We start from the raw sequence: 21,419 nt of genomic DNA, 5'->3' as shown, positions 1-21,419 counted from the left end.
GCGCCCCTCCCCTGCTCACAGCGTCACTGCGGGTCGACGACCATCGCCGAGCCGCCGCCGCGGCGCACAGGCTCGGCCGCGGACGTCCAGAGCGAGGGCGACAGGCTGCGGATCGCCGTGGCGTTGCCGATGACCGGCCGCGAGCGCAGGACGTGCCCCTTGGCGCGCAGCTCGTCACCGATCGCGGTCGCGAAGATCGGGGTCTCGGCCTCCTCGGTGCCGTTGCGCGACGACAGGCGCGGTGCCGCGACAGCGTCGTCCACGGTGAGGCCGCGGTCGACGACGCCGGCGATGACCTGAGCGACGGTCGTGATGATCGTCGCGCCGCCGGGGCTACCGGCGGTGAGGAAGGGCTTGCCGTCCTCGAGGACGATCGTCGGGCTCATCGAGCTGCGCGGTCGCTTGCCCGGGCCGGGGAGGTTGGGGTCGGGCACACCCTTCATCGTCGGCGTGAAGTTGAAGTCGGTGAGTTCGTTGTTGAGGAGGAACCCCCACCCGGGCACGACGATGCCGGAGCCGCCGTACTGCTCGATCGTCAGGGTGTAGGTGACGACGTCGCCCCACCGGTCGGCGACGGTGAGCGAGGTCGTCGACTGGCCGTCCTTGGGCAGCCGCGTGGTGCCGGCGGCCTCACACGTGGCGTCGTAGTCGCCGTCGGGCGAGCCGAACGGCACCGGTCGCGTGAGCGCGGTGTCGTCGCTGAAGAGGCACGAGCGCTCGTCGGCGAACTCCTGCGAGGTGAGCTCTGCGGTCGGGACGCCGGGCACGTCCCCGACCCAGCGGTTGCGGTCGGCGAAGGCCAGTGCCGACGCCTCGCTGAACCAGTGGAGGTACTCCGCCTCGCTGAGGTTCGCGATTTCGCGCCCGGTGCGCTCCTCGAACGACTCGAGGAGGTTGAGGATCTGCGAGACGGCGATGCCGCCGCTGCTCGGGGTGTCCATGCCGTAGACGTCGAGGCCGCGGTGCTCGCTGTGCGTCGGCGCCTTGTGGTTGACGCGGTAGGCGGCGAGGTCGGCCGCGGTCATCTGTCCCTTGGGGACGGTGACGCCGGGCGCCGTGGTCGGGTTCTGCACCTCGCGCACGAGGTCCTGTCCCATGCGGCCGGTGTGCAGCGCGGCGATCCCGTGCGTGCGGAGCTCGCGGTAGGCCTTGGCGAGGTCGGGGTTGCGCTGGACGCCACCGACGGGGACGGGCTCGCCGCCGGGCAGGTAGATCGCCGCCGTCGCGGGGAACATGGAGAACCGCTCGGCGTTGTCGAGCGTGTCCTGGCGGAAGGTCTCGTCGACGACGAAGCCCTTGCGGGCGATCTCCTCGGCCGGCTTGAGGACCTGGTTGAGGCTCATCGTGCCGTGGGTGCGCAGCGCGGCGTCCCACGTCGCCGGGGTGCCGGGCACGCCGACGGAGAGGCCCGAGTTGACGACGGTCATGAAGTCCATCGGCGTGCCGTCGGGCTCGAGGAAGACCTTCTCGTCGAAGGTGGCGGGTGCGGTCTCGCGGCCGTCGATTGTCGTGACCTTCTTGGTCTCTGCGTCGTAGTGCACGAAGAAGCCACCGCCGCCGATGCCCGACGAGTAGGGCTCTACGGCGGCGACCGCGGCTGCGGTGGCGACCGCTGCGTCCGCTGCGGTGCCGCCCTTCTCGAGGATGTCGATGCCGACCTGCGAGGCGACGGGGTCGACCGAGGCGACGGCGCCGCCGCCCCCGGTCATGACGGGGACCTTGGGGAGCTCGTGGCCAACGGGCGGGGGACCGGTGCGACCGGGTGGCGCCTGTGGGGCGGCGCTGGCCGGGAGCGCGAGCGCTGCCGCCACTCCGCCGGCCGTGACGAGGGCGAGGACCGTTGCGGGAGTTCTCATGCCCTCGACGCTAGGAGTGACCCGCGAGTACCGCATGTCGAGCGGCGGCGGGACCGGACGCGGGGACTTCGTGGGTCGAGGTAGCACGACATGCCGCGCACGACCCCGTCGCTGCGGCGTGTCGTGCTATCACGACTCGCTCGTCAGCGCGTGGGGAGTCAGAGCGTGGAGAGGTCGACCTCACCGTCGGCGACGAGGGCAGCGGGTCCGGCGAGCTCGACCTCGTGACCCGGCAGCGCGCGCACGCGCAGCCGCCCACCGGGGACGTCGACGGTCCAGTCGCGGGTCGGCTCGGGATCTCCTGCCCAGAAGCTCGTCGCGAGGGCGGCGGCGCACACGCCGGTGCCGCACGAGCGGGTCTCCCCCACCCCCCGCTCGTGCACGCGCATCGCGATGTGGGCCGGCCCGAGGATCCGGACGAGCTCGACGTTGGTGCCGTGCGGCGGCACCGGGCGCACGACAGGCGCGTGGAGCAGGTCGAGCGCGTCGAGGTCGACGCCCTCGGGCAGCGCGACGACGGTGTGCGGGTTGCTCATGTCGACCGACAGCGCCGACCACGGGTCGGAGTGCCCGGTGACGTGGACGAGGGAGTCGAAGCCGTCGGCGCGCGCCCGGTCCTCGTCGACGAGGCGCCACCGGCCCATGTTGGTGGCGACGAGGTCCCCCTCGAAGCGGATGCCCTTGAGGCCCGCGCGGGTCGCGATCTGGAACTCGTCGGCGGTCTCGATGCCCTCGCGGCGGAGGAACGTCGCGAAGACGCGGGTCCCGTTGCCGCACATCTCGGCGACCGAGCCGTCGGCGTTGCGGTAGTCCATGAACCACGGCGCGCGGTCGGCCAGCGCCCGCACCGACTCCTCGTCCGCCGACGCGGTCGGCACGACCCGGATGACCCCGTCACCACCGATGCCGGCGTGGCGGTCGGCCAGCCGGCGCGTGAGGTCGGCGTCGAGGTCGAGGCGCGCGTCGAGGTCGGCGAGCACGACGAAGTCGTTCTCGGTCCCGTGCCCCTTGGTGAAGCGCAGGCTGCGCGAGTCGGCTGGCATGTCAGCCATTGTCCGCGACAGCGCGGCGGACGTAGGCGAGGGCCTCGTCGAGCGCGCCCTCGTCGGTGGGGTCGAACCACGTCGTGCGCGGGTCCGGCCGGAACCAGGACTCCTGCCGCCGGGCGTAGCGCCGGGTGAGGCGCGCGGTCTCCGCCCGCGCCTCCTCGGTGGTCATGACTTCGTCGATCTCGGCGAGCGCCTGCGCGTAGCCGAGGGCGCGCGACGCCGTCCGTCCATCCCGTATGCCGTGTGGCAGCAGTCCGCGGACCTCGTCGACGAGGCCGTCCTCCCACATCCGGTCGACCCGTGTGTCGATGCGCTCGTCGAGCACCTCGCGCGGCGGGCGAAGCCCGACGGTCACCGTCGGGTGGAGGCTGCGCCGCTCGGGCATCGAGGCGCTGAACGGGCGACCGGTGATCTCGACGACCTCGAGGGCCCGGACCACCCGGCGGACGTTGCGTGGCTCGATCGCCTGTGCCGCAACAGGATCGCGTTCGGCAAGCAGCGAGAACATCGCAGCGGCGCCGAGCTCCTCGGCCTGGTTCTCGAGGCGGGCGCGGACGTCGGCGTCGGTCGGCGGGATGTCGAGGTGGTCGAGCGCTGCCCGGACATAGAGCCCGGAGCCGCCCGCCACGACGGGGTGCAGTCCGCGCGACCGGATGTCGTCGACGTCGGCGCGCGCCTCGACCTGGTAGCGCGCCACCGAGGCCTCGTCGGTGACGTCGAGGACGTCGACCTGGTGGTGCGGGATCCCCCGGCGCTCGGCCGGGGAGAGCTTCGCGGTGCCGATGTCCATGCCGCGGTAGAGCTGCATGGCGTCGGCCCCGACGACCTCGCCGCCGAGCGACTCGGCGATGCGCACGGCCAGCTCGGACTTCCCGCTGGCGGTCGGGCCGACGACGGCAACGACGAGCGGACCCTCAGCGGGCAAGCTCGTCCTCGGTCGCCTCCGTGTGCCCGCCCTCGGGGACGGTGCCGAAGTCCTCGGTCTCCTCGTCGACGTCGTCGTGGCCGAAGGGGTCGCGGTCGGTGCCGGGCATCCACGTCTGACCGGGAGTCCCCCAGCCGTGGGACTTCACGGCCTTCTTGGCCTTTCGGGCCCACTTGCCCTGGAGCCGGTCGACGTAGAGGAAGCCGTTGAGGTGGTCGTACTCGTGCTGGAACATCCGCGCGAACCACCCGGTCGCGGCATAGGAGATCTCGTTGCCGTCGAGGTCGAGACCGGTGAGAGTCGCGGTCTCGCCACGGCGCAGCGGGAACGACTCCCCCGGCACCGAGAGGCAGCCCTCGGACTCGTCGTGAGGGTCGGGGTCGCCGACCGGCGGCTTGCTCGACGTGACGAACGGGTTGATGACGACACCGCGCGCCGGGATGCCGTCGCGGTTGTCCATCTGCCATGTGAAGATCCGCAGTCCCACACCGACCTGGGGTGCCGCGAGACCGACCCCGCGGGCGGCGTCCATCGTCTCGAACATGTCGGCCACGAGCTCGCGGATGCCGTCGTCGATGACCTCGACGGGCTCGGCCCGGCGGTGGAGCACCGGCTCGCCGGTGATGGTGATGGGGCGGATCGTCATGCGGCGATTCTCTCAGATCGCCCGAGATGCCCTGCGCCTCCCGCGTCCGCCAGCCGATGCCTGCGGCACAGTGGGAAGGGTCCTGAAGTTCGACACGAAGGAGCGAACCATGAGCATGTTCGACAAGGCGAAGGACCTGGCCGGGGAGCACGGCGACAAGATCGAGGAGCACAGCGACCGCGGCCTGGACCAGGCCGGCGAGTTCGCCGAGGGCAAGGGGGTCGGGGCCGAGCACGTCGAGACCGGGCGCGACTTCGTCGACGACCGCGTCGGCGACGGCTCCGAGGAACCGCCCGCCTGAGCCCCTGCTCGAGGCCCCGTCACCGTTCCCGGTGGCGGGGCCCTCGTGTGTCCGGACAGGGGAAGCGGGTCCTGAGCACAAGAACAGTTCCCTTGCTCGAGACCCCTTTTGCGGGGACCCCGTAGAACGGGACCGAGGAACGGTCGAAGCGCGGCGTATGCCGGTCAGGCGCCGCAGGCGGGAGCGCTCACCGGAGCGGCTGCAGGCTTGCCGACCGACGGCATACCAAGGCTCACGGCCGGCTTGCCCGGGACGGGGGCGTCCTGGAGCGCCTCCCAGGCGTCGCCGCCCGAGGTGCGGCGGACGGCATACGTGCCGCCATGGAGGGCGCCGTCGGCGACGAGGTGGTGCGGGGCGCCGTAGGTGACGTCGACGCTCACCATGTCGCCCGGACGCGGGCGCTCCCCGCCCTCGGGCACGGTGAAGTGGACGAGGCGGTTGTCGCGGGCACGACCGCTCATCCGCGAGGTCTCACTGTCCTTGCGGCCCTCGAAGGGGGCGACGAGCACCTCGACGGTGCGGCCCTCGATGGCGCGGTTCTCGGCCCACGACACCTCGTCCTGAAGGGCGACGAGGCGCTCGAAGCGCTCCTGGACGACGGGCTTGGGGACCTGGTCCTCCATGGTCGCGGCCGGGGTGCCGGGGCGGATGGAGTACTGGAAGGTGAAGGCGCTCGAGAAGCGCGACTCCTCGACGACGCGCAGGGTCTCGGCGAAGTCCTCCTCGGTCTCGCCGGGGAAGCCGACGATGAGGTCGGTCGTGATCGCGGCGTCGGGGATCTGCTCGCGGACGCGGTCGAGGATGCCGAGGAACTTCGCGCTGCGGTAGGAGCGGCGCATGTCCTTGAGGACCTTGTCGGAGCCGGACTGCAGCGGCATGTGCAGGCTCGGCATGACGTTGGGCGTCTGCGCCATTGCGGTAATGACGTCGTCGGTGAAGGCGGCCGGGTGGGGGCTCGTGAAGCGGACGCGCTCCAGGCCGTCGATCTCGCCGCAGGCGCGCAGCAGCTTGCCGAAGGCGAGGCGGTCGCCGAACTCGACGCCGTAGGTGTTGACGTTCTGGCCGAGCAGGGTGATCTCGACGACGCCCTGGTCGACGAGCGCCTGGATCTCGGCGAGGACGTCGCCGGGGCGGCGGTCGGTCTCCTTGCCGCGCAGGCTCGGGACGATGCAGAACGTGCACGTGTTGTTGCAGCCGACCGAGATCGACACCCAAGCGGCATACGCGGAGTCGCGTCGCGTCGGGAGGGTCGACGGGAAGGTCTCGAGCGACTCGAGGATCTCGACCTCGGCGCGCTTGTTGTGGCGGGCGCGGTCGAGCAACGCGGGCAGCGAGCCGATGTTGTGGGTGCCGAAGACGACGTCGACCCAGGGGGCGCGCTGGACGATGCTCGCGCGGTCCTTCTGCGCCATGCAGCCGCCGACGGCGATCTGCATGTCGGGGTTGCGCGTCTTGGCCGGGCGCAGCTGCCCGAGGTTGCCGTAGAGCTTGTTGTCGGCGTTCTCGCGCACGGCGCACGTGTTGAAGACGACGACGTCGGCGGTGTCGGGGCGCTCGGTCGCGGGCACGCTCGCGAGGTCGACGTAGCCCGCCGTCTCGAGCAGCCCGGCGAGGCGCTCGGAGTCGTGGACGTTCATCTGGCAGCCGTGCGTGCGCACGTCGTAGGTCTTGAGGTCAGTCATCGCACCGACAAGGGTACGTCCTGGCTCAGGCGCCCACGCCCCACAGGGCGGCGACGTGGCGGACGTCGGTGCCACAGCAGCCACCCACGACGTCGAGGTTCGGGAGCCGGGCGGCGAGGCGCTCGTGCTCGGCCACGAGGTCGACGATGTCGCCCTCGTCGAGGACCTCGGCGGCGTCGAGCCGGCGTGCGACTGCCGCGAGGCGTTCACCCGCAACCCCGTGACGTTGCTGACCCACGAGGGTCGTCGGCAAGGGCTGCTGCCACATGGCTCGGGTGCGCGCAGTTGACGAGCAGCTCCTCCGGCGGCCCCTGCTCCCACAGCGACGCGACGGCCTCGCCCAGCGGGGTGCCGTCAGGGAGGCGTCCGTCGGTCTCCACGGTGAACGAGACTGCGACGTCGACCGTGTGGACGCGCGTGCCTCGACCACCCCCACGGCCTCGGCGACGGTCGTCAGCGTGTAGGCCGCCACGCGGGTCGCTCCGCTCTCCGCGAAGGCCGTCACCTGGGGAAGGTGTTAGGTCGCGAACTCGTCGGCCGACCGCTGCTCGCCGGCGACGTAGCCGTCGCCTCGCGGGCCGATCGTCCCGCTCACGCGGAAGCTGGCGTAGTCCGACCCTTCGGAAGGCAGGACACCTGACGCGATGAGCGACTCGCCGAGTGCAGCCAGGAGGACGACGCTCTCGACGTTGACGCGACGGACGTCGTCAGGGGCGCCACCGACAGCGGTGATCCAGTCCGGGTTCGCGCGCCACGTCGGCGTCTCCAGCAGGAGACCGGCGCCCACCCTCGCGGCGACGTCGGCGTACCCGGAGAAGTAGTCGGTGAGCAGCGCCTGCCCTCGCGGGCTGTCGAGCAAGGGGTACGCGGCGAAGCGGGGCAGCTCCACCCCGTGGTGGAAGACCAGGTCCGTCTCCAGACCTCCGTCGGTGAGCCACCGTGGACCGGTCCGTCCCCGGCCGCCCCCGGGAGCGGGCACTACCCCGTCGTGCGCGGTCATGTGCAGCGCCCCTTCCTCGCGGCTGACCACCAGAGTGCCCGTGCCCGAGCAACCAGCGCACGCGTTCGGCAAACGAATACTTGACACAACAACTATTTGCTGTCATCGTCTTACTTGAAACAACAACTACTCGACGAAGGACACGCACCATGGGCCTCTTCTCCCGCTCCCCCAAGACCGCCACGACCACCGTCGCCGCGCAGCCCGCCCCGGCCGCGAGCTCGGCCTACGTCTCCGACATCGCCGGCCATTACGTCCTCGACCCGAGCCACTCGCGCCTTGGCTTCTCGGCCCGCCACGCGATGGTCACCAAGGTCCGCGGCAGCTTCGAGGAGTTCGAGGGCACCGCCCACGTCGACACCGTCAACCCGGCCGCCTCCTCGGTCACCGTCACCATCGCCGCCGCCTCGGTCACGACCGGCAACGAGCAGCGCGACGGCCACCTCAAGACCCCTGACTTCTTCGACGTCGAGAACCACCCCTCGATCACCTTCGTGTCGACGAAGGTCGCCCGCCAGGGCGCCGTCTGGAGCATCACCGGCGACCTGACGATCAACGCGACGACCAACCCGGTCACCATCGACTTCGAGGAGACCGGCTCGGCGAAGGACCCCTACGGCAACACCCGCATCGGCTTCGAGGGTGCGACGACGATCGACCGCGGTGACTGGGGCCTGGCCTTCAACGCCGCCCTCGAGACGGGCGGCGTCCTCGTGAGCGAGAAGGTCACGCTCGAGTTCGACATCTCGGCCATCGCCCAAGTGCCGGCCGCCGTCTGAGGACACGCAGCAACCGCCGAAGGGACGGGGATTGTCACGGTCCCCGCCCCTTCGGCGTGCCTGCGCTCGACGCGCCGGAGCAGCAGCCGGCGGGCGTCAGTCGCGCCGGTGCTCGTCGGCGGTGGCGATGGCCTCGCGGATGACCCGCATCGACACGTCGGACGGGTAGCCCTTGCGCGCGAGCAGCCCTGCCAGCCGCCGCATCTGGACCGTGGCGTCGAGGCCGTGGAGCCGACGCAGCCGTTTCTCGACGAGCTCGCGGGCCCGCCCCTCCTCGGCCGCCGGGTCGACCTCGTCGAGCACGGTCTCGGCGACCTCGTCGCTCACGCCCTTCTGACGCAGATTCTGCGCGAGCGCGCGCCGGGCCAGCCCGCGACCGGCCTGCTGGGAGCGGACGAGCATCCCGGCGTAGGCCTCGTCGTCGACGAGCCCGACCTCCTCCATGCGGTCGAGGACGGTGGCGGCGACGTCGGGGTCGCAGCCCTTCCTCGCGAGGACCTGCTCGAGCTGCGACCGGGACTTCGGGGCGTTGGTGAGCTGTCGCAGGACGATCTGGCGCGCGACGTCATGGGCGTCGGGCTCGACACCCTCGACCGCCGTGTCCGGCGGGGGCGGCACGGACCGTCGGTCACCGGAGCGAGCAGACCGACCAGACCGTGCACGCGACCGTGGAGACGTCGATGACGAGTGCTCGTCGAGAGCGACCCTCAGCTCGTCGGGAGACGGGGTCGTCCCCGCCGCCCACGAGGGCGGCGGGGACGACGAGGACCAAGAGTCCGGGGACGGCATACGGGGTCGGGTTCGGCTCAGAAGTCGACCGGGACCTCGGGCACGACCTCGAGGGGCTTGTCGACCTGCGGGCCGATGCCGAGCTTCTCCTTGATCTTCTTCTCGAGCTCGTCGGAGAGGTCGGGGTTGTCCTTGAGGAAGTTGCGGGCGTTCTCCTTGCCCTGGCCGAGCTGGTCGCCGTCGTAGGTGTACCAAGCGCCGGCCTTGCGGACGAAGCCGTGCTCGACGCCCATGTCGATGAGGCCACCCTCGCGGGAGATGCCCTGCCCGTAGAGGATGTCGAACTCGGCCTGCTTGAACGGCGGCGAGACCTTGTTCTTGACGACCTTGACGCGGGTGCGGTTGCCGACCGGGTCGGTGCCGTCCTTGAGCGTCTCGATGCGACGGACGTCGAGGCGGACCGAGGCGTAGAACTTGAGCGCCTTGCCACCGGTCGTCGTCTCGGGCGAGCCGAACATGACGCCGATCTTCTCGCGGAGCTGGTTGATGAAGATCGCGGTCGTGCCGGTGTTGTTGAGGGCACCGGTGATCTTGCGCAGGGCCTGGCTCATGAGGCGGGCCTGGAGACCGACGTGGCTGTCGCCCATCTCGCCCTCGATCTCGGCGCGCGGCACGAGGGCGGCGACGGAGTCGATGACGATGATGTCGAGGGCGCCGGAGCGGATGAGCATGTCGGCGATCTCGAGCGCCTGCTCACCGGTGTCGGGCTGGGAGACGAGCAGGTTGTCGGTGTCGACGCCGAGCTTCGCGGCGTACTCCGGGTCGAGGGCGTGCTCGGCGTCGATGAACGCCGCGATGCCGCCGGCTCGCTGCGCGTTGGCCACCGCGTGGAGGGCGACGGTCGTCTTGCCCGAGCTCTCCGGACCGTAGACCTCGACGACACGGCCACGGGGCAGGCCGCCGATGCCGAGGGCGACGTCGAGGGAGATCGACCCGGTGGGGATGACCTCGATGGGCGGGCGCACGTCGTCGCCGAGGCGCATGACCGCACCCTTGCCGTGCTGCTTCTCGATCTGCCCGAGGACCACTCCCAGGGACTTCTCGCGGTCGTTCGTGACGGCTGCTGCAGCCATGTCGCACCTGCTCTTCCTGTGTCGTTCGATGTGCGCGCCCGCCGGCGACCTCTGTCCGCGGTCGGTCTCGTCGCGATCTCGGGTCAGACGCTAGGTCTCCGCACCGACAGCCGTCCGCAGCTGCCGTGGAGCTGTGGACAGGTGCTGGGGGTCCGGCGACCTGTGGACAACAGTAGACGAACACGTGTTCGATGGCGGGAGCGACACGACGACACGCCGCGAACCTCCCGGCCGACCTCCCGACGAGTCTCAGCCGGACGCGCCCTCGCGCCGCATCGGCAGGTGCGGCATCCCGTCCTCGTCCTCGAACTCGTCGCCCGAGACGACGAACCCGAACCGGCCGTACCAGTCGGCGAGCCGCACCTGGGCGTCGAGGACCATCGGCTCGCTGCCCCACCGCGACAGCACCTCGCGCATCATCGCCGCCGCCAGCCCGCGACCGCGGTGCCCCTCGTCCGTCGCGACCCGGCCGACCCGCCGGACACCACCGTCGTCGAGCACCCGCAGCGTCGCGACAGGCACCCCGTCACCGTCCGCGCACCACACGTGCCACGTCCCGGGCTCGGTGTCGCGCCCGTCGAGGTCGAGGTAGAGCGCCTCCTGCTCGATGACGAAGACCTCGGACCGCAGCGCCCACAACCGGTAGGCGACCATCGGATCGAGCTCGAGAAAGCGCTGCGTGCGCACGTCCGCGTGTGACTGGTCCACGGAGCCACCCTAGGCAACTGGCAGACTCCTCCGCCGTGACGATTCATGCGGCGGCGGACGGCTCGGCCCTCGGCAACCCCGGACCCGCGGGGTGGGCCTGGTACGTCGACGAGGACCACTGGGCGGCCGGGGGCTGGCCCCACGGCACGAACAACCAGGGCGAGCTCACCGCTGTCCTCGACCTGCTCCAGCAGACGGCGGGCGCCGACGAGGACCTCGTCATCCTCTGCGACAGCAAGTACGTCATCAACTCCGTCACCCAGTGGATGGCCGGCTGGAAGCGCAAGGGCTGGAAGAAGGGCGACGGCAAGCCCGTCCTCAACGTCGAGATCATGAAGGCGCTCGACGAGGCGATGACCGGCCGCTGGGACCGGGTCCGTTTCGAGTGGGTCAAGGGACACTCCGGCCACGTCCTCAACGAGGAGGCGGACCGGCTCGCGAACGGTGCGGCGACGGCATACCAGAGAGGTGCCGTGCCGGACCCGGGTCCCGGCTGGAAGGGCCGAGGCCAGGACTCCCCCGGCCACCCCGCCCCCGCGACCGCGGCGCCGACCGCGGCGGAGGCGCCCGAGCCCGACCTCTTCACGACGCTCGCCGACGACTCCGGGCCGTCCGACGCCGAGCAGGTCATCGCCCTCGAGCGCTCCCTGCTCACCGACGAGGTCCGCAGCGACCCGGCCGCCGTCGCGGCGCTGCTCCACCCGCAGTGGTCCGAGGTCGGTCGCTCCGGCCGGCTGTGGACGCGCGAGGCGATCCTCGACGAGATCGGCCCCCTCGAGGAGGAGGCCTCCCTCGACGTCCTCTCCTGTATGCCGGTCGGTCCGGACGCGATGCTCCTCCTGTGGCGCTCGGTGACGGACTCCGGCTCGACGCTGCGCTCGTCGCTGTGGGTGCGCGAGCGGGGTCACTGGCAGCAGCTCTACCACCAGGGCACCGCCGAGGCCTGAGCCCGCGAGCGGCTCGGATCAGAGGCGCGACGAGAGCTCGGCGACGATCTCGGCCGCCGGCGCCTGCCGGGCAGTGCGGTGGCCCGTGCCCGCCCAGAGGTGGACGAGGTCGGGCTGCCCCGTCGCCTTGCCGTGCGAGCGCAGCGGCGCGGTGAGGTGGTGCACCTGCGGGTAGGCCGCCGGCGCGACCTCCGTGAAGACCTCGGTCCACGACGTGACGAGGGCCCGCGCGCTGCGGCCGGTGAAGGCGCGTGTGACGACCGTGTCGGACCGGACGCCGAGCTCGTGGCGGTGCACCTCGGCCGTGCCCGCCTCGTCGGCGCGCAGGAAGGCCGTGCCGCAGGCGACTGCGTGGGCACCGGCATCGAGGAGGGCGGCGACGTGCGCGCCGTCGCCGACCCCACCGGCCGCGATGACCGGCAGCGAGGTGAGCTGGCGGATGCTCTGGAGCAACATCCGCGTGGGCGCCTGATGGTGTCCGGTGTCGACGGGGCCACCGCGGTGTCCGCCCGCCTCCCACCCCTGCGCGACGATCGCGTCGACGCCGAGCGCGTCGGCCCAGGCCGTCTCGCCCGCGTCGTTGACCGTCACCCAGACCTCGATGCCGGCCGCCTGCAACCGGTCGACGACGTCGGCGGGCGGCCACGCGAAGGCGAAGGAGACGACGGCCGGCCGCTCGGCGAGGACGACCTCGATCTTGGCGTCGAAGGAGTCGTCGTCGTGGATCGACTCCCCCAGTCCGACCCCGGCCTTGTCGGCGAGCGGCTGGAGGCGCGCGGCGTACTCGAGGACCCGGGCGGCGCTGCCCGGCTCGTAGGGCGAGGGCGCGAAGAGGTTGACGCCGAACGACGCGGCGCCGGCGGCGGCCCGCAGCAGGACGATGTCGTCGCGCAGCCGGTCGGGCGCGAGGTAGGCCCCGGCGAGGAAGCCGAACCCACCGGCCGCCGTGACCGCCGCGGCGAGACCGACGGTGCTCGGACCGCCGGCCATGGGCGCGAGGACGAGCCGCCGGTCGAGGAGGGTCACGGCTCAGCCGTGCCGTGCGGGGTCGTCCCGGCCGAGCCGACGCTCCTGCGGGACGTCCATGTCGTCGCAGAGCGCGAGCCAGACGATCCTCGGGTGGACGCCGTCCTCGAGCGCCTGCGCGACGCTGCGCCCGCCGAGGACGCCGAGGACGTGGTCACGCGCCAGGGTGGGTGCGTAGGTCTCGCCGAACTCGTCGTTCATCAGCGTCCAGAAATGGCTGATCCGCATGTCGGCGAGTCTGTCACACCGCCCTTTCGGGTCCTTCAACCCGCGCAGGAGCGCCCCTATACTGCGTCCACACAATTTCCTTTGTAAGGTCATCGACATGTCGCGTGCAGTGGAGCCGGACCCGAGGCGGGACCTCGTCCTCACCGCGACGACCCTCAAGGCCCTGACGCACCCGCTGCGCCCCCGGATCCTCAGCGCCCTGCGCCTCCACGGACCCGCCACGGCCTCGCGCCTCGCGGAGCACCTCGGCGTCAACACGGGCGCCACGAGCTACCACGTCCGTCAGCTCGCCGAGGCCGGCTTCGTCGTCGAGGCGACCGAGATGGGCAACGCCCGCGACCGCTGGTGGCGGGCCGCCCACGCGCGCACCTACTTCGACACCCACGACGCCGACAGCGAGACCTCGGCGGCCTACCTCTCGGCCGTCGCCGCCGGCTACGCCGACAGCGCCCAGCGTGCCATCGCCGAGATCGCCACCCTCCCGCCCGAGTGGGAGGACGCCGGCACCTTCAGCAACTTCACCCTGCGCCTCACCCCCGACGAGGCCGCCCGCCTCATCACCGAGCTCACGACGCTCATCCGCGGCTACCGGCCGCACCAGGGCACGACCGACGCACCCGAGGACGCGCGCCCCGTGTCGGTCAACCTCGAGGTCTTCCGCGCGCCGGGGATGCCCGCGGAGTGAGCACCGACCCGCGCCCCTCCCGGCGCAGTCTGCACGGCATGCTCCTGGCCTCGGGCGTGTCGATCGCGGGGTCCCGCATCGCGACGATCGCGCTCCCCTGGCTCGTCCTGTCGGAGACCGGGTCGGCCGCCTACGCCGGTCTCGTGCTCACCGCCGAGATGGCCCCCTACGTCCTGTCCAAGGCCCTCGGCGGACCGCTCGTCGACCGCTACGGACCGCGGCTCATCAGCGTCGTCGGCGACGTCGTCAGCGGAGCCCTGCTCGTCCTCATCCCCCTCCTGTATGCCGTGGGGCAGCTCGCGCTCCCTGACCGCCTCCCGCTCCTCCTCGCCCTCGTGGCCCTGGCGGGCGCGGTGCGCGGACCAGGCGACGGCGCCCGGAACGCGATGATTCCCGGCGTCTCCGACGCGACCGGCATCCCGGTCGAGCGGATCACCGGTCTCGACAGCACCGTCGACCGCGCCAGCGGTCTGGTCGGCGCCGGCGTCGGCGGCGTGCTCGTCACCGCCTTCGGCGCGGCCGAGACGGTTGCCGTGACGGCCGGCGCGTCGTTCCTCAGCGCCCTCGTCGTGGGTTTGCTCGTCCCGCACATCTCCCACCGCGACGCCGAGGAGCCGGGCTCCTACCTCGCCCAGCTGCGCGCCGGGGTCGACTACCTCCGCCGCGACCGGCTGCTGCGCAGCATCCTCTTCATGATCACGGTGACCAACCTGCTCGAGGCCGCCTACCTCGGCGTCATGCTCCCGAAGTGGGCGCTCGACAACGGCTACGACGCGAGCCTCGTCGGGCTCGTCGGTGTGCTCTACGGCGGCGCGGCCGTCGCGTCGAGCCTCGTCGCGACGACGATGGCGGGGCGGTTCAGCCGTCGCACGGCGTTCCTCACCGGGTTCGTCCTCTCCGGCGCGCCGCGCTACCTCGCGCTCGCCCTCGGTGCCCCGCTCTGGGTCATCATCGCGGCCAACGTCGTCAGCGGCCTCGGCGCCGGGTTCGTCAACCCGACGGTCAACGCCCTCTTCTTCGAGCGCGTCCCGCGCCACCTCGTCGGACGGGTCGGCTCGCTCGCGGACGCGCTCGCCTGGGCGGGCCTGCCGGTCGGAGGTGTCGTCGGCGGCATCGCCGTGACCGCGCTGGGAGCCGCGCCGGCCCTCGGAATCGCCGGGACGGCATACCTCGTCTCGACGGTGCTGCCCGGGCTGAGACCGGAGTGGGGCGAGATGGATCGAGCGCGGGCGGGTGTCGGACGCGAGTGAGAGGGTGGTCCTCTCATGACCTCTGACGTGCTCGAACGCTTCTCCCCGGCCACCGCGACGTGGTTCCGGGACTCCTTCAGTGCGCCCACGGCAGCGCAGGCGGGGGCCTGGGAGGCGATCAGCTCGGGGCACCACGCCCTCGTCGTCGCACCGACCGGCTCGGGCAAGACCCTCTCGGCCTTCCTCTGGGCGCTCGACCGGCTCGGCACCGAGCCACTGCCCGAGGAGAAGCTCAAGCGGTGCCGCGTCCTCTACGTCTCGCCGATGAAGGCCCTGGCCGTCGACGTCGAGCGCAACCTGCGCAGCCCGCTCGTCGGCATCGGCCACGCGGCGACCCGCCTCGGGCAGACCGCCCCCGACATCACGGTGTCGGTGCGCAGCGGTGACACCCCGGCCAATGAGCGGCGCGCGTTCGCGCGGACGCCGAGCGACATCCTCATCACGACGCCGGAGTCGCTCTTCCTCATCCTCACGTCGCAGGCGCGCGAGGCGCTGCGCGGCGTCGAGACGGTCATCATCGACGAGGTGCACGCCGTCGCCGGCACCAAGCGCGGCGCCCACCTCGCCCTGTCGCTCGAGCGGCTCGACGCGCTCCTCGACGAGCCGACGCAGCGCATCGGGCTGTCCGCGACCGTCGAGCCGGTCGACGAGGTGGCCCGCTACCTCGCCGGTGGCCGGCCCGTCGACGTCGTGCGCCCGCCGTCGACGAAGGAGTGGGACCTCGACGTCGTCGTGCCCATCGCCGACATGTCCTCGCTCGGCGAGGTCATCGAGGACGACCTCAGCGGCCCGGCCGCGGGCGCCGAGCGCCGCGCGTCGATCTGGCCGCACGTCGAGGAGCGCATCGTCGACCTCGTCGCGTCGCACCGCTCGACCCTCGTCTTCGCCAACTCGCGGCGCCTCGCCGAGCGCCTCACGACCCGGCTCAACGAGATCTGGGACGAGCGGCTCACCGCCGCGGCCGAGGCGTCGGCCGTCGACGGCGAGGGTGACGGTGCCCCACCACCCGACGAGGCGAGGGAGGGCGCGGCCTCGGGCGCGGGTCCCACGCTCGGCGTGGGCCGGCATACCGGCGGTTCGCGCACCCCCGCCCAGGTCATGGCCCAGGCCGGCGCCTCGTCCGGCGCGCCACCGGTCCTCGCGCGCGCGCACCACGGCTCGGTGAGCAAGGAGCACCGGCAGGTCATCGAGGAGGACCTCAAGGCCGGTCGGCTGCCGGCGGTCGTCGCGACGTCGAGCCTCGAGCTCGGCATCGACATGGGTGCCGTCGACCTCGTCGTCCAGGTCGAGTCACCGCCGTCGGTGGCGAGTGGGCTCCAGCGCGTCGGTCGCGCCGGCCACCAGGTCGGTGCCGTGTCGCGGGGCGTGCTCTTCCCCAAGTTCCGCGGCGACCTCGTGCAGACCGCCGTCGTCGTCGAGCGGATGCGCGCCGGCGCCATCGAGTCGCTGCGCGTGCCGGCCAACCCGGTCGACGTCCTCGCCCAGCAGGTCGTCGCCATGACCGCCCTCGACGACTGGACCGTCGACGACCTCGAGCAGGTCGTGCGCCGGGCCGCGCCGTTCGCCTCGCTCCCCCGCTCGATCCTCGAGTCCGTGCTCGACATGCTGTCGGGCCGCTACCCGAGCGACGAGTTCGCCGAGCTGCGACCGCGCATCGTCTGGGACCGCGTCACGGGCGTGCTGTCGGGTCGTCCGGGCGCGCAGCGGCTCGCGGTCACCTCCGGCGGCACGATCCCCGACCGCGGCCTGTATGCCGTCTTCCTCGCCACCGGTGAGGGCACGGGCCGGCGGGTCGGCGAGCTCGACGAGGAGATGGTCTACGAGTCGCGGGTTGGCGACCTCTTCACCCTCGGCACGTCGACGTGGCGGATCGAGGACATCACCCACGACCGCGTCCTCGTGACCCCGGCGCCGGGGCAGCCCGGCAAGCTCCCGTTCTGGAAGGGCGACCAGCTCGGACGTCCTGCCGAGCTCGGCAAGGCCGTCGGCGCCTTCGTGCGCGAGGTGGCCGCCGCGACGCCCAAGGCGGCCCGCAAGCGGGTCTCGGAGGCCGGGCTCGACGAGTGGGCCACCGACAACCTCGTCGCCTACCTCGACGAGCAACGCACCGCCACGGGTCACGTCCCCGACGACCGGACGATCGTCGTCGAGCGCTTCCGCGACGAGATCGGCGACTGGCGGGTCGCGGTGCACAGCCCGTTCGGTGGGCAGGTGCACGCGCCGTGGGCGCTGTGCGTCTCGGCGCGCATGCGCGAGCGGTTCGGCGTCGACGTGCAAGCGATGCACGGCGACGACGGCATCGTCTTCCGGCTGCCCGACCTCGAGCTCGACGGCGAGGGGTCGAGCGGGCGCGGCGCCGCCGCCGAGCTCCTCGACCTCGTCCGGCTCGACCCCGACGACGTCCACGACCTCGTCACCGGCGAGATCGGCGGCTCGGCGCTCTTCGCCGCGCGCTTCCGCGAGTGCGCCTCCCGTGCCCTGCTCCTCCCCCGCCGTCGTCCCGACCGGCGCCAACCGCTGTGGCAGCAGCGCCAGCGCGCCGCGCAGCTGCTCGAGGTGGCGAGCCAGTACGCCTCGTTCCCCATCGTCCTCGAGACGGTGCGCGAGTGCGTCCAGGACGTTTTCGACGTGCCGGGGCTCACCGCGCTCATGTCGGCCATCGAGTCGCGCGAGGTGACCCTCGTCGACGTCGAGTCGGCGCAGCCGTCGCCCTTCGCCCGCTCCCTGCTCTTCGGCTACGTCGCCCAGTTCCTCTACGAAGGCGACTCCCCGCTCGCCGAGAAGCGGGCCGCCGCGCTCTCGCTCGACCCCACCCTGCTCGCCGAGCTGCTCGGGCGAGGCGAGGGCCTGTCGCTGCGCGACCTGCTCGACCCCGAGGCCGTCGCCCGCACCGAGTCCGAGCTCCAGCGGCTCGCCGAGGAGCGACGCTGCCGCGACGGCGAGGACGTCGCCGACCTGCTGCGGACCCTCGGCCCGCTCTCGCTGCCCGAGATCGAGCGCCGCACCCGCGACGGCGCGACGACCCGCGACATCGGCTCGTGGCTCGTCGACCTCGAAGGGGCACGTCGTGTCATCCGCGTCCGCGTCGCCGGCGAGGAGCGGTGGGCCGCGATCGAGGACGCCTCCCGGCTGCGCGACGCCCTGGGCGTCTCGCTCCCCGTCGGCGTCCCGCAGGCCTTCCTCGACCCCGTGCCCGACCCGCTCGGCGAACTCGTCGCCCGCTACGCCCGCACCCACGCACCGTTCCCGGCGTCGGCCGTGGCGCAGTGGTGGGGCGTCGGGCCGGCCGTCGCGCTCGACGCGCTGCGCCGACTCGTCGCCTCCGGACGCGTCGTCGAGGGTGAGCTGCTGCCCACCGAGAGCGGCGGTGGCGCCCATGGCCTCGACTACTGCGACGCCGAGGTGCTCCGCACGCTGCGCCGGCGCTCGCTCGCAGCCCTGCGCGCCGAGGTCGAGCCGGTGGCTGCTGTCGAGCTGGCACGCTTCCTGCCGCAGTGGCAGTCGGTCGGTGGCGGCCTGCGCGGACGTGAGGGTCTCGTCCGGGCGGTCGAGCAGCTCGCCGGGGCGGTCCTGCCCGCGAGCGCCCTCGAGACCCTCGTCCTGCCGGCCCGGGTCGCCGGCTACTCCCCCGCCCTGCTCGACGAGCTCATGAGCGTCGGCGAGGTCGTCTGGCGTGGCCACGGGTCGCTGCCCGGCGACGACGGCTGGGTCTCGCTCCACCTCGCCGACACCGCGCACCTGACGATGGCTGCCCCCGACGACACCGAGCTCGGCGACCGGGCTCAGTCGCTGCTCGACGTCCTCGCCCGCGGTGGTGCCTACTTCTTCCGCGCGCTCGCCGACGCCGTCGGCGGCTCCGACAGCGAGGTGCTCGACGACCTCTGGTCGCTCGTGTGGTCAGGCCATGTGTCCGGCGACACCTTCGCGCCCGTCCGCGCACTGCTCTCCGGCGGTCGCACCGCGCACCGTCGCGCCGCCTCCGGCCCCCGCTCCACGAGGTATGCCGGCCGCGCCGGTTCGCTCGGCGCCCTCGGCGGGCGTGGCGGCGCCTCCCGTGCGGTGCCGGTGGCCCGGTCGGCGCCGGGGACGGCTGCGGGACGGTGGTCGCTGCTGCCCGAGGTGGAGGCCGACACGACGGTGCGCACGCTCGCGACGGCCGAGATCCTCCAGGACCGCTACGGCGTCCTCACCCGGGGCAGCGTCGTCGCCGAGGACGTCACCGGCGGCTTCGCCGCCGTCTACCGCGTGCTGGCCGCGGCCGAGGAGTCGGGGCGGGTGCGCCGTGGCTACTTCGTCGAGTCGCTCGGGGCGGCGCAGTTCGCCACGACCGGTGCGATCGACCGCCTCCGCGCGGGGGCGCGTGCACTCGGCGCCGCACCCGACGCCGCCGCGCCGCGCGCTCTCGTCCTCGCCGCCACCGATCCCGCCAACGCCTACGGCGCGGCCCTGCCGTGGCCGGACCGGCCGGTGAGCGAGTCCGACGACGACTCGAGCACGTCCGGGCGCAAGGGTCACCAGCCGGGCCGCAAGGCCGGGGCGCTCGTCGTCCTCGTCGACGGCGACCTCGTCCTCTACGTCGAGCGGGGCGGCAAGACGCTGCTCTCGTGGACCGACGACCCCGCGGCCCTCCAGTCCGCCGCCGACGCGCTCGCCCTCGCCGTCCGCGAGGGGGCACTCGGCCGGCTCACCGTCGAGAAGGCCGACGGTGGCGCGCTGCTCGGGTCGGGCCACCCGCTCGTCGACGCCCTCGCCCAGGCCGGATTCCACGCGACCCCCCGCGGCCTGCGACTGCGCCGGTGAGCCGGACAGCGGCAGGGGGCCGAGCCGATGCCCGAGGGTGACACCGTCTGGCGCACCGCCGACCGTCTCCACAGGGCGCTCGCCGGCGAGCCGATCACGTTGAGCGACTTCCGTTTCCCCGAGATCGCGACGCTCGATCTCCGGGGCGCGACCACCTTGGAGGTGGTGAGCCGCGGCAAGCACCTGCTCCACCGCGTCGACTCCGGGCTGACGATCCACTCGCACCTCAAGATGGAGGGCCAGTGGCGCGTCGAGACACCCGAGGACACCCCGCGCTGGCTGCGCCGGGCCGACCTGCGGGTCGCCGTCGGCACCGAGCAGTGGACGGCGCTCGGCCTCCGGCTGGGCATGCTCGAGGTGCTGCCGACCCAGCGCGAGGACGAGGTCGTCGGCCACCTCGGCCCGGACGTCCTCGGCCCCGACTGGGACCTCAGCCTCGCCGCGTCACGCCTCCTCGCCTCCGGCACCGTCGTCGGCGCCGCCCTGCTCGACCAGCGCGTGCTCGCCGGCGTCGGCACCCTCTGGGCGTCGGAGTCGCTCTTCCTCGAGAGGGTCGGACCCTGGACCCCCGCGGCCGAGGTCGGACAGGAACGCACCGACGCCCTCATCGCCCGGATCAGCCGGCTCATGGACGCCTCGCGCCACCACGCCGTCCAGTCGAGCACGGGGGTGCGTCGCCGTGGCGAGGAGCACTTCGTCCACGCGCGCTCGGGCCGGCCCTGCCGCCGGTGCGGCGACACGGTGCGGGTGTCGATGATCGGGCCGGACGGTCGCGAGCGGACGATGTTCTACTGCCCGACCTGCCAGGGCGGACTCGCGCCCGGCGACGACGGACGTCGCCAGAACCCCCTCGGCTCCTCCGGTGGGCGGACCTCTCCCTACCGCAGGGCCTGACGCAGGGCCTGCGTCCGCTCGCCCTCCCACCGCGGCGGCGGGCGACGCTCCGGGTCGCCGGGGACGCCCGTCGACGGTGGGGCCGTGGCCGCGGCGCCCTCGGCGATCGACGTGACGTTGGCGAGGGTCGAACCGCCGGAACCCCGGAGCCCGGCCCCCGACGTCGGCCGGGACCTCGCGAGGACTGCCGTCAGGGCGCGGGCGGACCGTCGACGGAGCGGGCCGCGTCCACGCGGGCGAGGATCTCCTCGACGACGGTCGACTTGGCGTCGGCGTAGTCCTGGACGTAGCGCCACGACCGCGCGGCGAGCCGGCGCTTCTCGGCGGCGTAGGCGTCGCGGTCCTCGGGGTGCGTGCGCAGCCAGTCGCGGAACCCGAGGAGGCGTTCGACCTCCTCTCGCCCGGTGTCGGGGGCGAGGACGTGGACGTTGATGTCGTGCGGGCAGCCGCGCTCGGTCCGCTGGTAGAGCACGCGGTGCTCCAGCCACTCCGGCTCGCGGATCTGCAGCCAGTAGCCCAGCTCGACGAGTGCGGGGACGTAGGCGTCCTCGTCGGCCGGGTCGACGACCTGGAGAAGCACGTCGATCACCGGCTTGGCGGGCAGCCCCGGCACCGACGTCGACCCCACGTGGTCGACCGAGAGCGCCCGCTCGCCGAGCGCGCCGCGGATGAGGGTGGCGTCCGCCTCGAAGTGCCGGGCCCACGCGGGGTCGGGTTCGTGCAGGACGACAGGGACCGACCACGGGACCGGACGGCCACCGACGTGCTCCGCCGCCACGGC

20 protein-coding genes and 1 pseudogene are annotated in these 21,419 nt (G+C 72.8%); 7 read left to right on the top strand and 14 right to left on the bottom strand.

Annotation, left to right across the window (positions count from 1 at the left end):
- Positions 1-23: 23 nt before the first annotated feature.
- From ggt to def, 4 genes are all read right to left on the bottom strand, one after another.
- Positions 24-1,856: a gamma-glutamyltransferase gene (ggt, locus tag N798_RS15550; protein ID WP_035950216.1), complete on the bottom strand. Its 1,833-nt coding sequence runs from the start codon at positions 1,854-1,856 to the stop codon at positions 24-26.
- A gap of 158 nt (positions 1,857-2,014) precedes the next feature.
- Positions 2,015-2,908: a diaminopimelate epimerase gene (gene dapF / locus N798_RS15545; RefSeq protein ID WP_035950214.1), complete on the bottom strand. Its 894-nt coding sequence runs from the start codon at positions 2,906-2,908 to the stop codon at positions 2,015-2,017.
- On the bottom strand, positions 2,901-3,830 hold the full coding sequence (gene miaA, locus N798_RS15540) for a tRNA (adenosine(37)-N6)-dimethylallyltransferase MiaA (RefSeq protein ID WP_035950212.1): 930 nt from the start codon (positions 3,828-3,830) through the stop codon (positions 2,901-2,903). Before miaA ends, dapF begins: the two co-directional genes overlap by 8 nt.
- Complete coding sequence (gene def / locus N798_RS15535; protein ID WP_035950209.1) at positions 3,820-4,476, bottom strand: peptide deformylase; 657 nt, start codon at positions 4,474-4,476, stop codon at positions 3,820-3,822. The genes miaA and def overlap by 11 nt, the downstream gene beginning before the upstream one ends.
- 109 nt (positions 4,477-4,585) lie before the next feature.
- On the opposite strand from def, the gene N798_RS18510 reads away from it, so the two are divergent.
- On the top strand, positions 4,586-4,777 hold the full coding sequence (locus tag N798_RS18510) for an antitoxin (protein ID WP_035950206.1): 192 nt from the start codon (positions 4,586-4,588) through the stop codon (positions 4,775-4,777).
- Between the two features lie 164 nt (positions 4,778-4,941).
- Here N798_RS18510 and miaB read toward each other — a convergent pair whose 3' ends face one another.
- The 4 genes from miaB to N798_RS18785 all read right to left on the bottom strand — a co-directional run bounded on the left by miaB (position 4,942) and on the right by N798_RS18785 (position 7,459).
- Positions 4,942-6,459 (bottom strand): tRNA (N6-isopentenyl adenosine(37)-C2)-methylthiotransferase MiaB, encoded by a 1,518-nt coding sequence (gene miaB, locus N798_RS15525; protein WP_035950203.1) that lies wholly within the window; start codon positions 6,457-6,459, stop codon positions 4,942-4,944.
- 25 nt (positions 6,460-6,484) lie between these two features.
- Positions 6,485-6,727 (bottom strand): hypothetical protein, encoded by a 243-nt coding sequence (locus N798_RS18795; RefSeq protein WP_229708466.1) that lies wholly within the window; start codon positions 6,725-6,727, stop codon positions 6,485-6,487.
- Positions 6,666-6,839, bottom strand: a complete 174-nt coding sequence (locus N798_RS18790; protein WP_229708294.1) for a homocysteine S-methyltransferase family protein — start codon at positions 6,837-6,839, stop codon at positions 6,666-6,668. The genes N798_RS18795 and N798_RS18790 overlap by 62 nt, the downstream gene beginning before the upstream one ends.
- A gap of 137 nt (positions 6,840-6,976) precedes the next feature.
- Positions 6,977-7,459, bottom strand: a complete 483-nt coding sequence (locus tag N798_RS18785; RefSeq protein ID WP_229708296.1) for a homocysteine S-methyltransferase family protein — start codon at positions 7,457-7,459, stop codon at positions 6,977-6,979.
- 149 nt (positions 7,460-7,608) lie between these two features.
- Here N798_RS18785 and N798_RS15515 point away from each other — a divergent pair, with 149 nt between their 5' ends.
- A complete protein-coding gene (locus N798_RS15515; protein ID WP_035950200.1) occupies positions 7,609-8,238 on the top strand; it encodes a YceI family protein in 630 nt (209 codons plus the stop codon).
- Positions 8,239-8,334: 96 nt separating this feature from the next.
- Here N798_RS15515 and N798_RS15510 read toward each other — a convergent pair whose 3' ends face one another.
- The 3 genes and pseudogenes from N798_RS15510 to N798_RS15500 all read right to left on the bottom strand — a co-directional run bounded on the left by N798_RS15510 (position 8,335) and on the right by N798_RS15500 (position 10,808).
- The gene (locus N798_RS15510) at positions 8,335-8,856 is read right to left on the bottom strand and encodes a regulatory protein RecX (protein ID WP_052117439.1); all 522 of its coding nucleotides are present in this window, start codon (positions 8,854-8,856) and stop codon (positions 8,335-8,337) included.
- A gap of 245 nt (positions 8,857-9,101) precedes the next feature.
- Positions 9,102-10,100: pseudogene (gene recA, locus N798_RS15505) on the bottom strand (recombinase RecA); the annotation flags it as partial.
- Positions 10,101-10,349: 249 nt separating this feature from the next.
- Entirely contained in the window at positions 10,350-10,808 is a 459-nt protein-coding gene (locus N798_RS15500) for a GNAT family N-acetyltransferase (RefSeq protein WP_084100845.1), read from the bottom strand.
- Positions 10,809-10,843: 35 nt separating this feature from the next.
- Here N798_RS15500 and N798_RS15495 point away from each other — a divergent pair, with 35 nt between their 5' ends.
- The gene (locus tag N798_RS15495) at positions 10,844-11,755 is read left to right on the top strand and encodes a ribonuclease HI family protein (protein ID WP_035950192.1); all 912 of its coding nucleotides are present in this window, start codon (positions 10,844-10,846) and stop codon (positions 11,753-11,755) included.
- Positions 11,756-11,773: 18 nt separating this feature from the next.
- On the opposite strand, the gene N798_RS15490 is transcribed toward N798_RS15495, so the two are convergent.
- Positions 11,774-12,781: an NAD(P)H-dependent flavin oxidoreductase gene (locus tag N798_RS15490; protein ID WP_035950189.1), complete on the bottom strand. Its 1,008-nt coding sequence runs from the start codon at positions 12,779-12,781 to the stop codon at positions 11,774-11,776.
- Between the two features lie 3 nt (positions 12,782-12,784).
- On the bottom strand, positions 12,785-13,009 hold the full coding sequence (locus N798_RS15485; RefSeq protein WP_035950186.1) for a DUF3046 domain-containing protein: 225 nt from the start codon (positions 13,007-13,009) through the stop codon (positions 12,785-12,787).
- Between the two features lie 97 nt (positions 13,010-13,106).
- Between N798_RS15485 and N798_RS15480 the strand changes: the two genes are divergently transcribed.
- The 4 genes from N798_RS15480 to N798_RS15465 are packed head-to-tail and all read left to right on the top strand — an operon-like array spanning position 13,107 to position 20,638.
- The gene (locus tag N798_RS15480) at positions 13,107-13,694 is read left to right on the top strand and encodes a winged helix-turn-helix domain-containing protein (RefSeq protein WP_035950183.1); all 588 of its coding nucleotides are present in this window, start codon (positions 13,107-13,109) and stop codon (positions 13,692-13,694) included.
- Between the two features lie 38 nt (positions 13,695-13,732).
- The gene (locus tag N798_RS15475; protein ID WP_156971767.1) at positions 13,733-14,944 is read left to right on the top strand and encodes an MFS transporter; all 1,212 of its coding nucleotides are present in this window, start codon (positions 13,733-13,735) and stop codon (positions 14,942-14,944) included.
- Positions 14,945-14,959: 15 nt separating this feature from the next.
- A complete protein-coding gene (locus N798_RS15470; protein WP_035950179.1) occupies positions 14,960-19,744 on the top strand; it encodes an ATP-dependent helicase in 4,785 nt (1,594 codons plus the stop codon).
- Positions 19,745-19,771: 27 nt separating this feature from the next.
- A complete protein-coding gene (locus N798_RS15465; RefSeq protein WP_035950178.1) occupies positions 19,772-20,638 on the top strand; it encodes an Fpg/Nei family DNA glycosylase in 867 nt (288 codons plus the stop codon).
- A gap of 190 nt (positions 20,639-20,828) precedes the next feature.
- On the opposite strand, the gene N798_RS15460 is transcribed toward N798_RS15465, so the two are convergent.
- Positions 20,829-21,416 (bottom strand): GrpB family protein, encoded by a 588-nt coding sequence (locus N798_RS15460; RefSeq protein ID WP_229708298.1) that lies wholly within the window; start codon positions 21,414-21,416, stop codon positions 20,829-20,831.
- Positions 21,417-21,419 lie beyond the last annotated feature (3 nt).

Source organism: Knoellia flava TL1, assembly GCF_000768675.1.
Lineage (GTDB): Bacteria > Actinomycetota > Actinomycetes > Actinomycetales > Dermatophilaceae > Knoellia > Knoellia flava.
The sequence above is the reverse complement of the archived record's forward strand: the minus strand, read 5'-3'. Positions and strand labels throughout refer to the sequence as shown.

What these genes read in the sequence shown, in the direction of transcription:
- ggt (WP_035950216.1), bottom strand. Translation starts at nt 1,856, where the DNA reads ATGAGAACTCCCGCAACGGTCCTCGCCCTCGTCACGGCCGGCGGAGTG.
- dapF (WP_035950214.1), bottom strand. Translation starts at nt 2,908, where the DNA reads ATGGCTGACATGCCAGCCGACTCGCGCAGCCTGCGCTTCACCAAGGGG.
- def (WP_035950209.1), bottom strand. Translation starts at nt 4,476, where the DNA reads ATGACGATCCGCCCCATCACCATCACCGGCGAGCCGGTGCTCCACCGC.
- N798_RS18510 (WP_035950206.1), top strand. Translation starts at nt 4,586, where the DNA reads ATGAGCATGTTCGACAAGGCGAAGGACCTGGCCGGGGAGCACGGCGAC.
- miaB (WP_035950203.1), bottom strand. Translation starts at nt 6,459, where the DNA reads ATGACTGACCTCAAGACCTACGACGTGCGCACGCACGGCTGCCAGATG.
- N798_RS18795 (WP_229708466.1), bottom strand. Translation starts at nt 6,727, where the DNA reads ATGTGGCAGCAGCCCTTGCCGACGACCCTCGTGGGTCAGCAACGTCAC.
- N798_RS18785 (WP_229708296.1), bottom strand. Translation starts at nt 7,459, where the DNA reads ATGACCGCGCACGACGGGGTAGTGCCCGCTCCCGGGGGCGGCCGGGGA.
- N798_RS15515 (WP_035950200.1), top strand. Translation starts at nt 7,609, where the DNA reads ATGGGCCTCTTCTCCCGCTCCCCCAAGACCGCCACGACCACCGTCGCC.
- N798_RS15485 (WP_035950186.1), bottom strand. Translation starts at nt 13,009, where the DNA reads ATGCGGATCAGCCATTTCTGGACGCTGATGAACGACGAGTTCGGCGAG.
- N798_RS15480 (WP_035950183.1), top strand. Translation starts at nt 13,107, where the DNA reads ATGTCGCGTGCAGTGGAGCCGGACCCGAGGCGGGACCTCGTCCTCACC.
- N798_RS15475 (WP_156971767.1), top strand. Translation starts at nt 13,733, where the DNA reads ATGCTCCTGGCCTCGGGCGTGTCGATCGCGGGGTCCCGCATCGCGACG.
- N798_RS15470 (WP_035950179.1), top strand. Translation starts at nt 14,960, where the DNA reads ATGACCTCTGACGTGCTCGAACGCTTCTCCCCGGCCACCGCGACGTGG.
- N798_RS15465 (WP_035950178.1), top strand. Translation starts at nt 19,772, where the DNA reads ATGCCCGAGGGTGACACCGTCTGGCGCACCGCCGACCGTCTCCACAGG.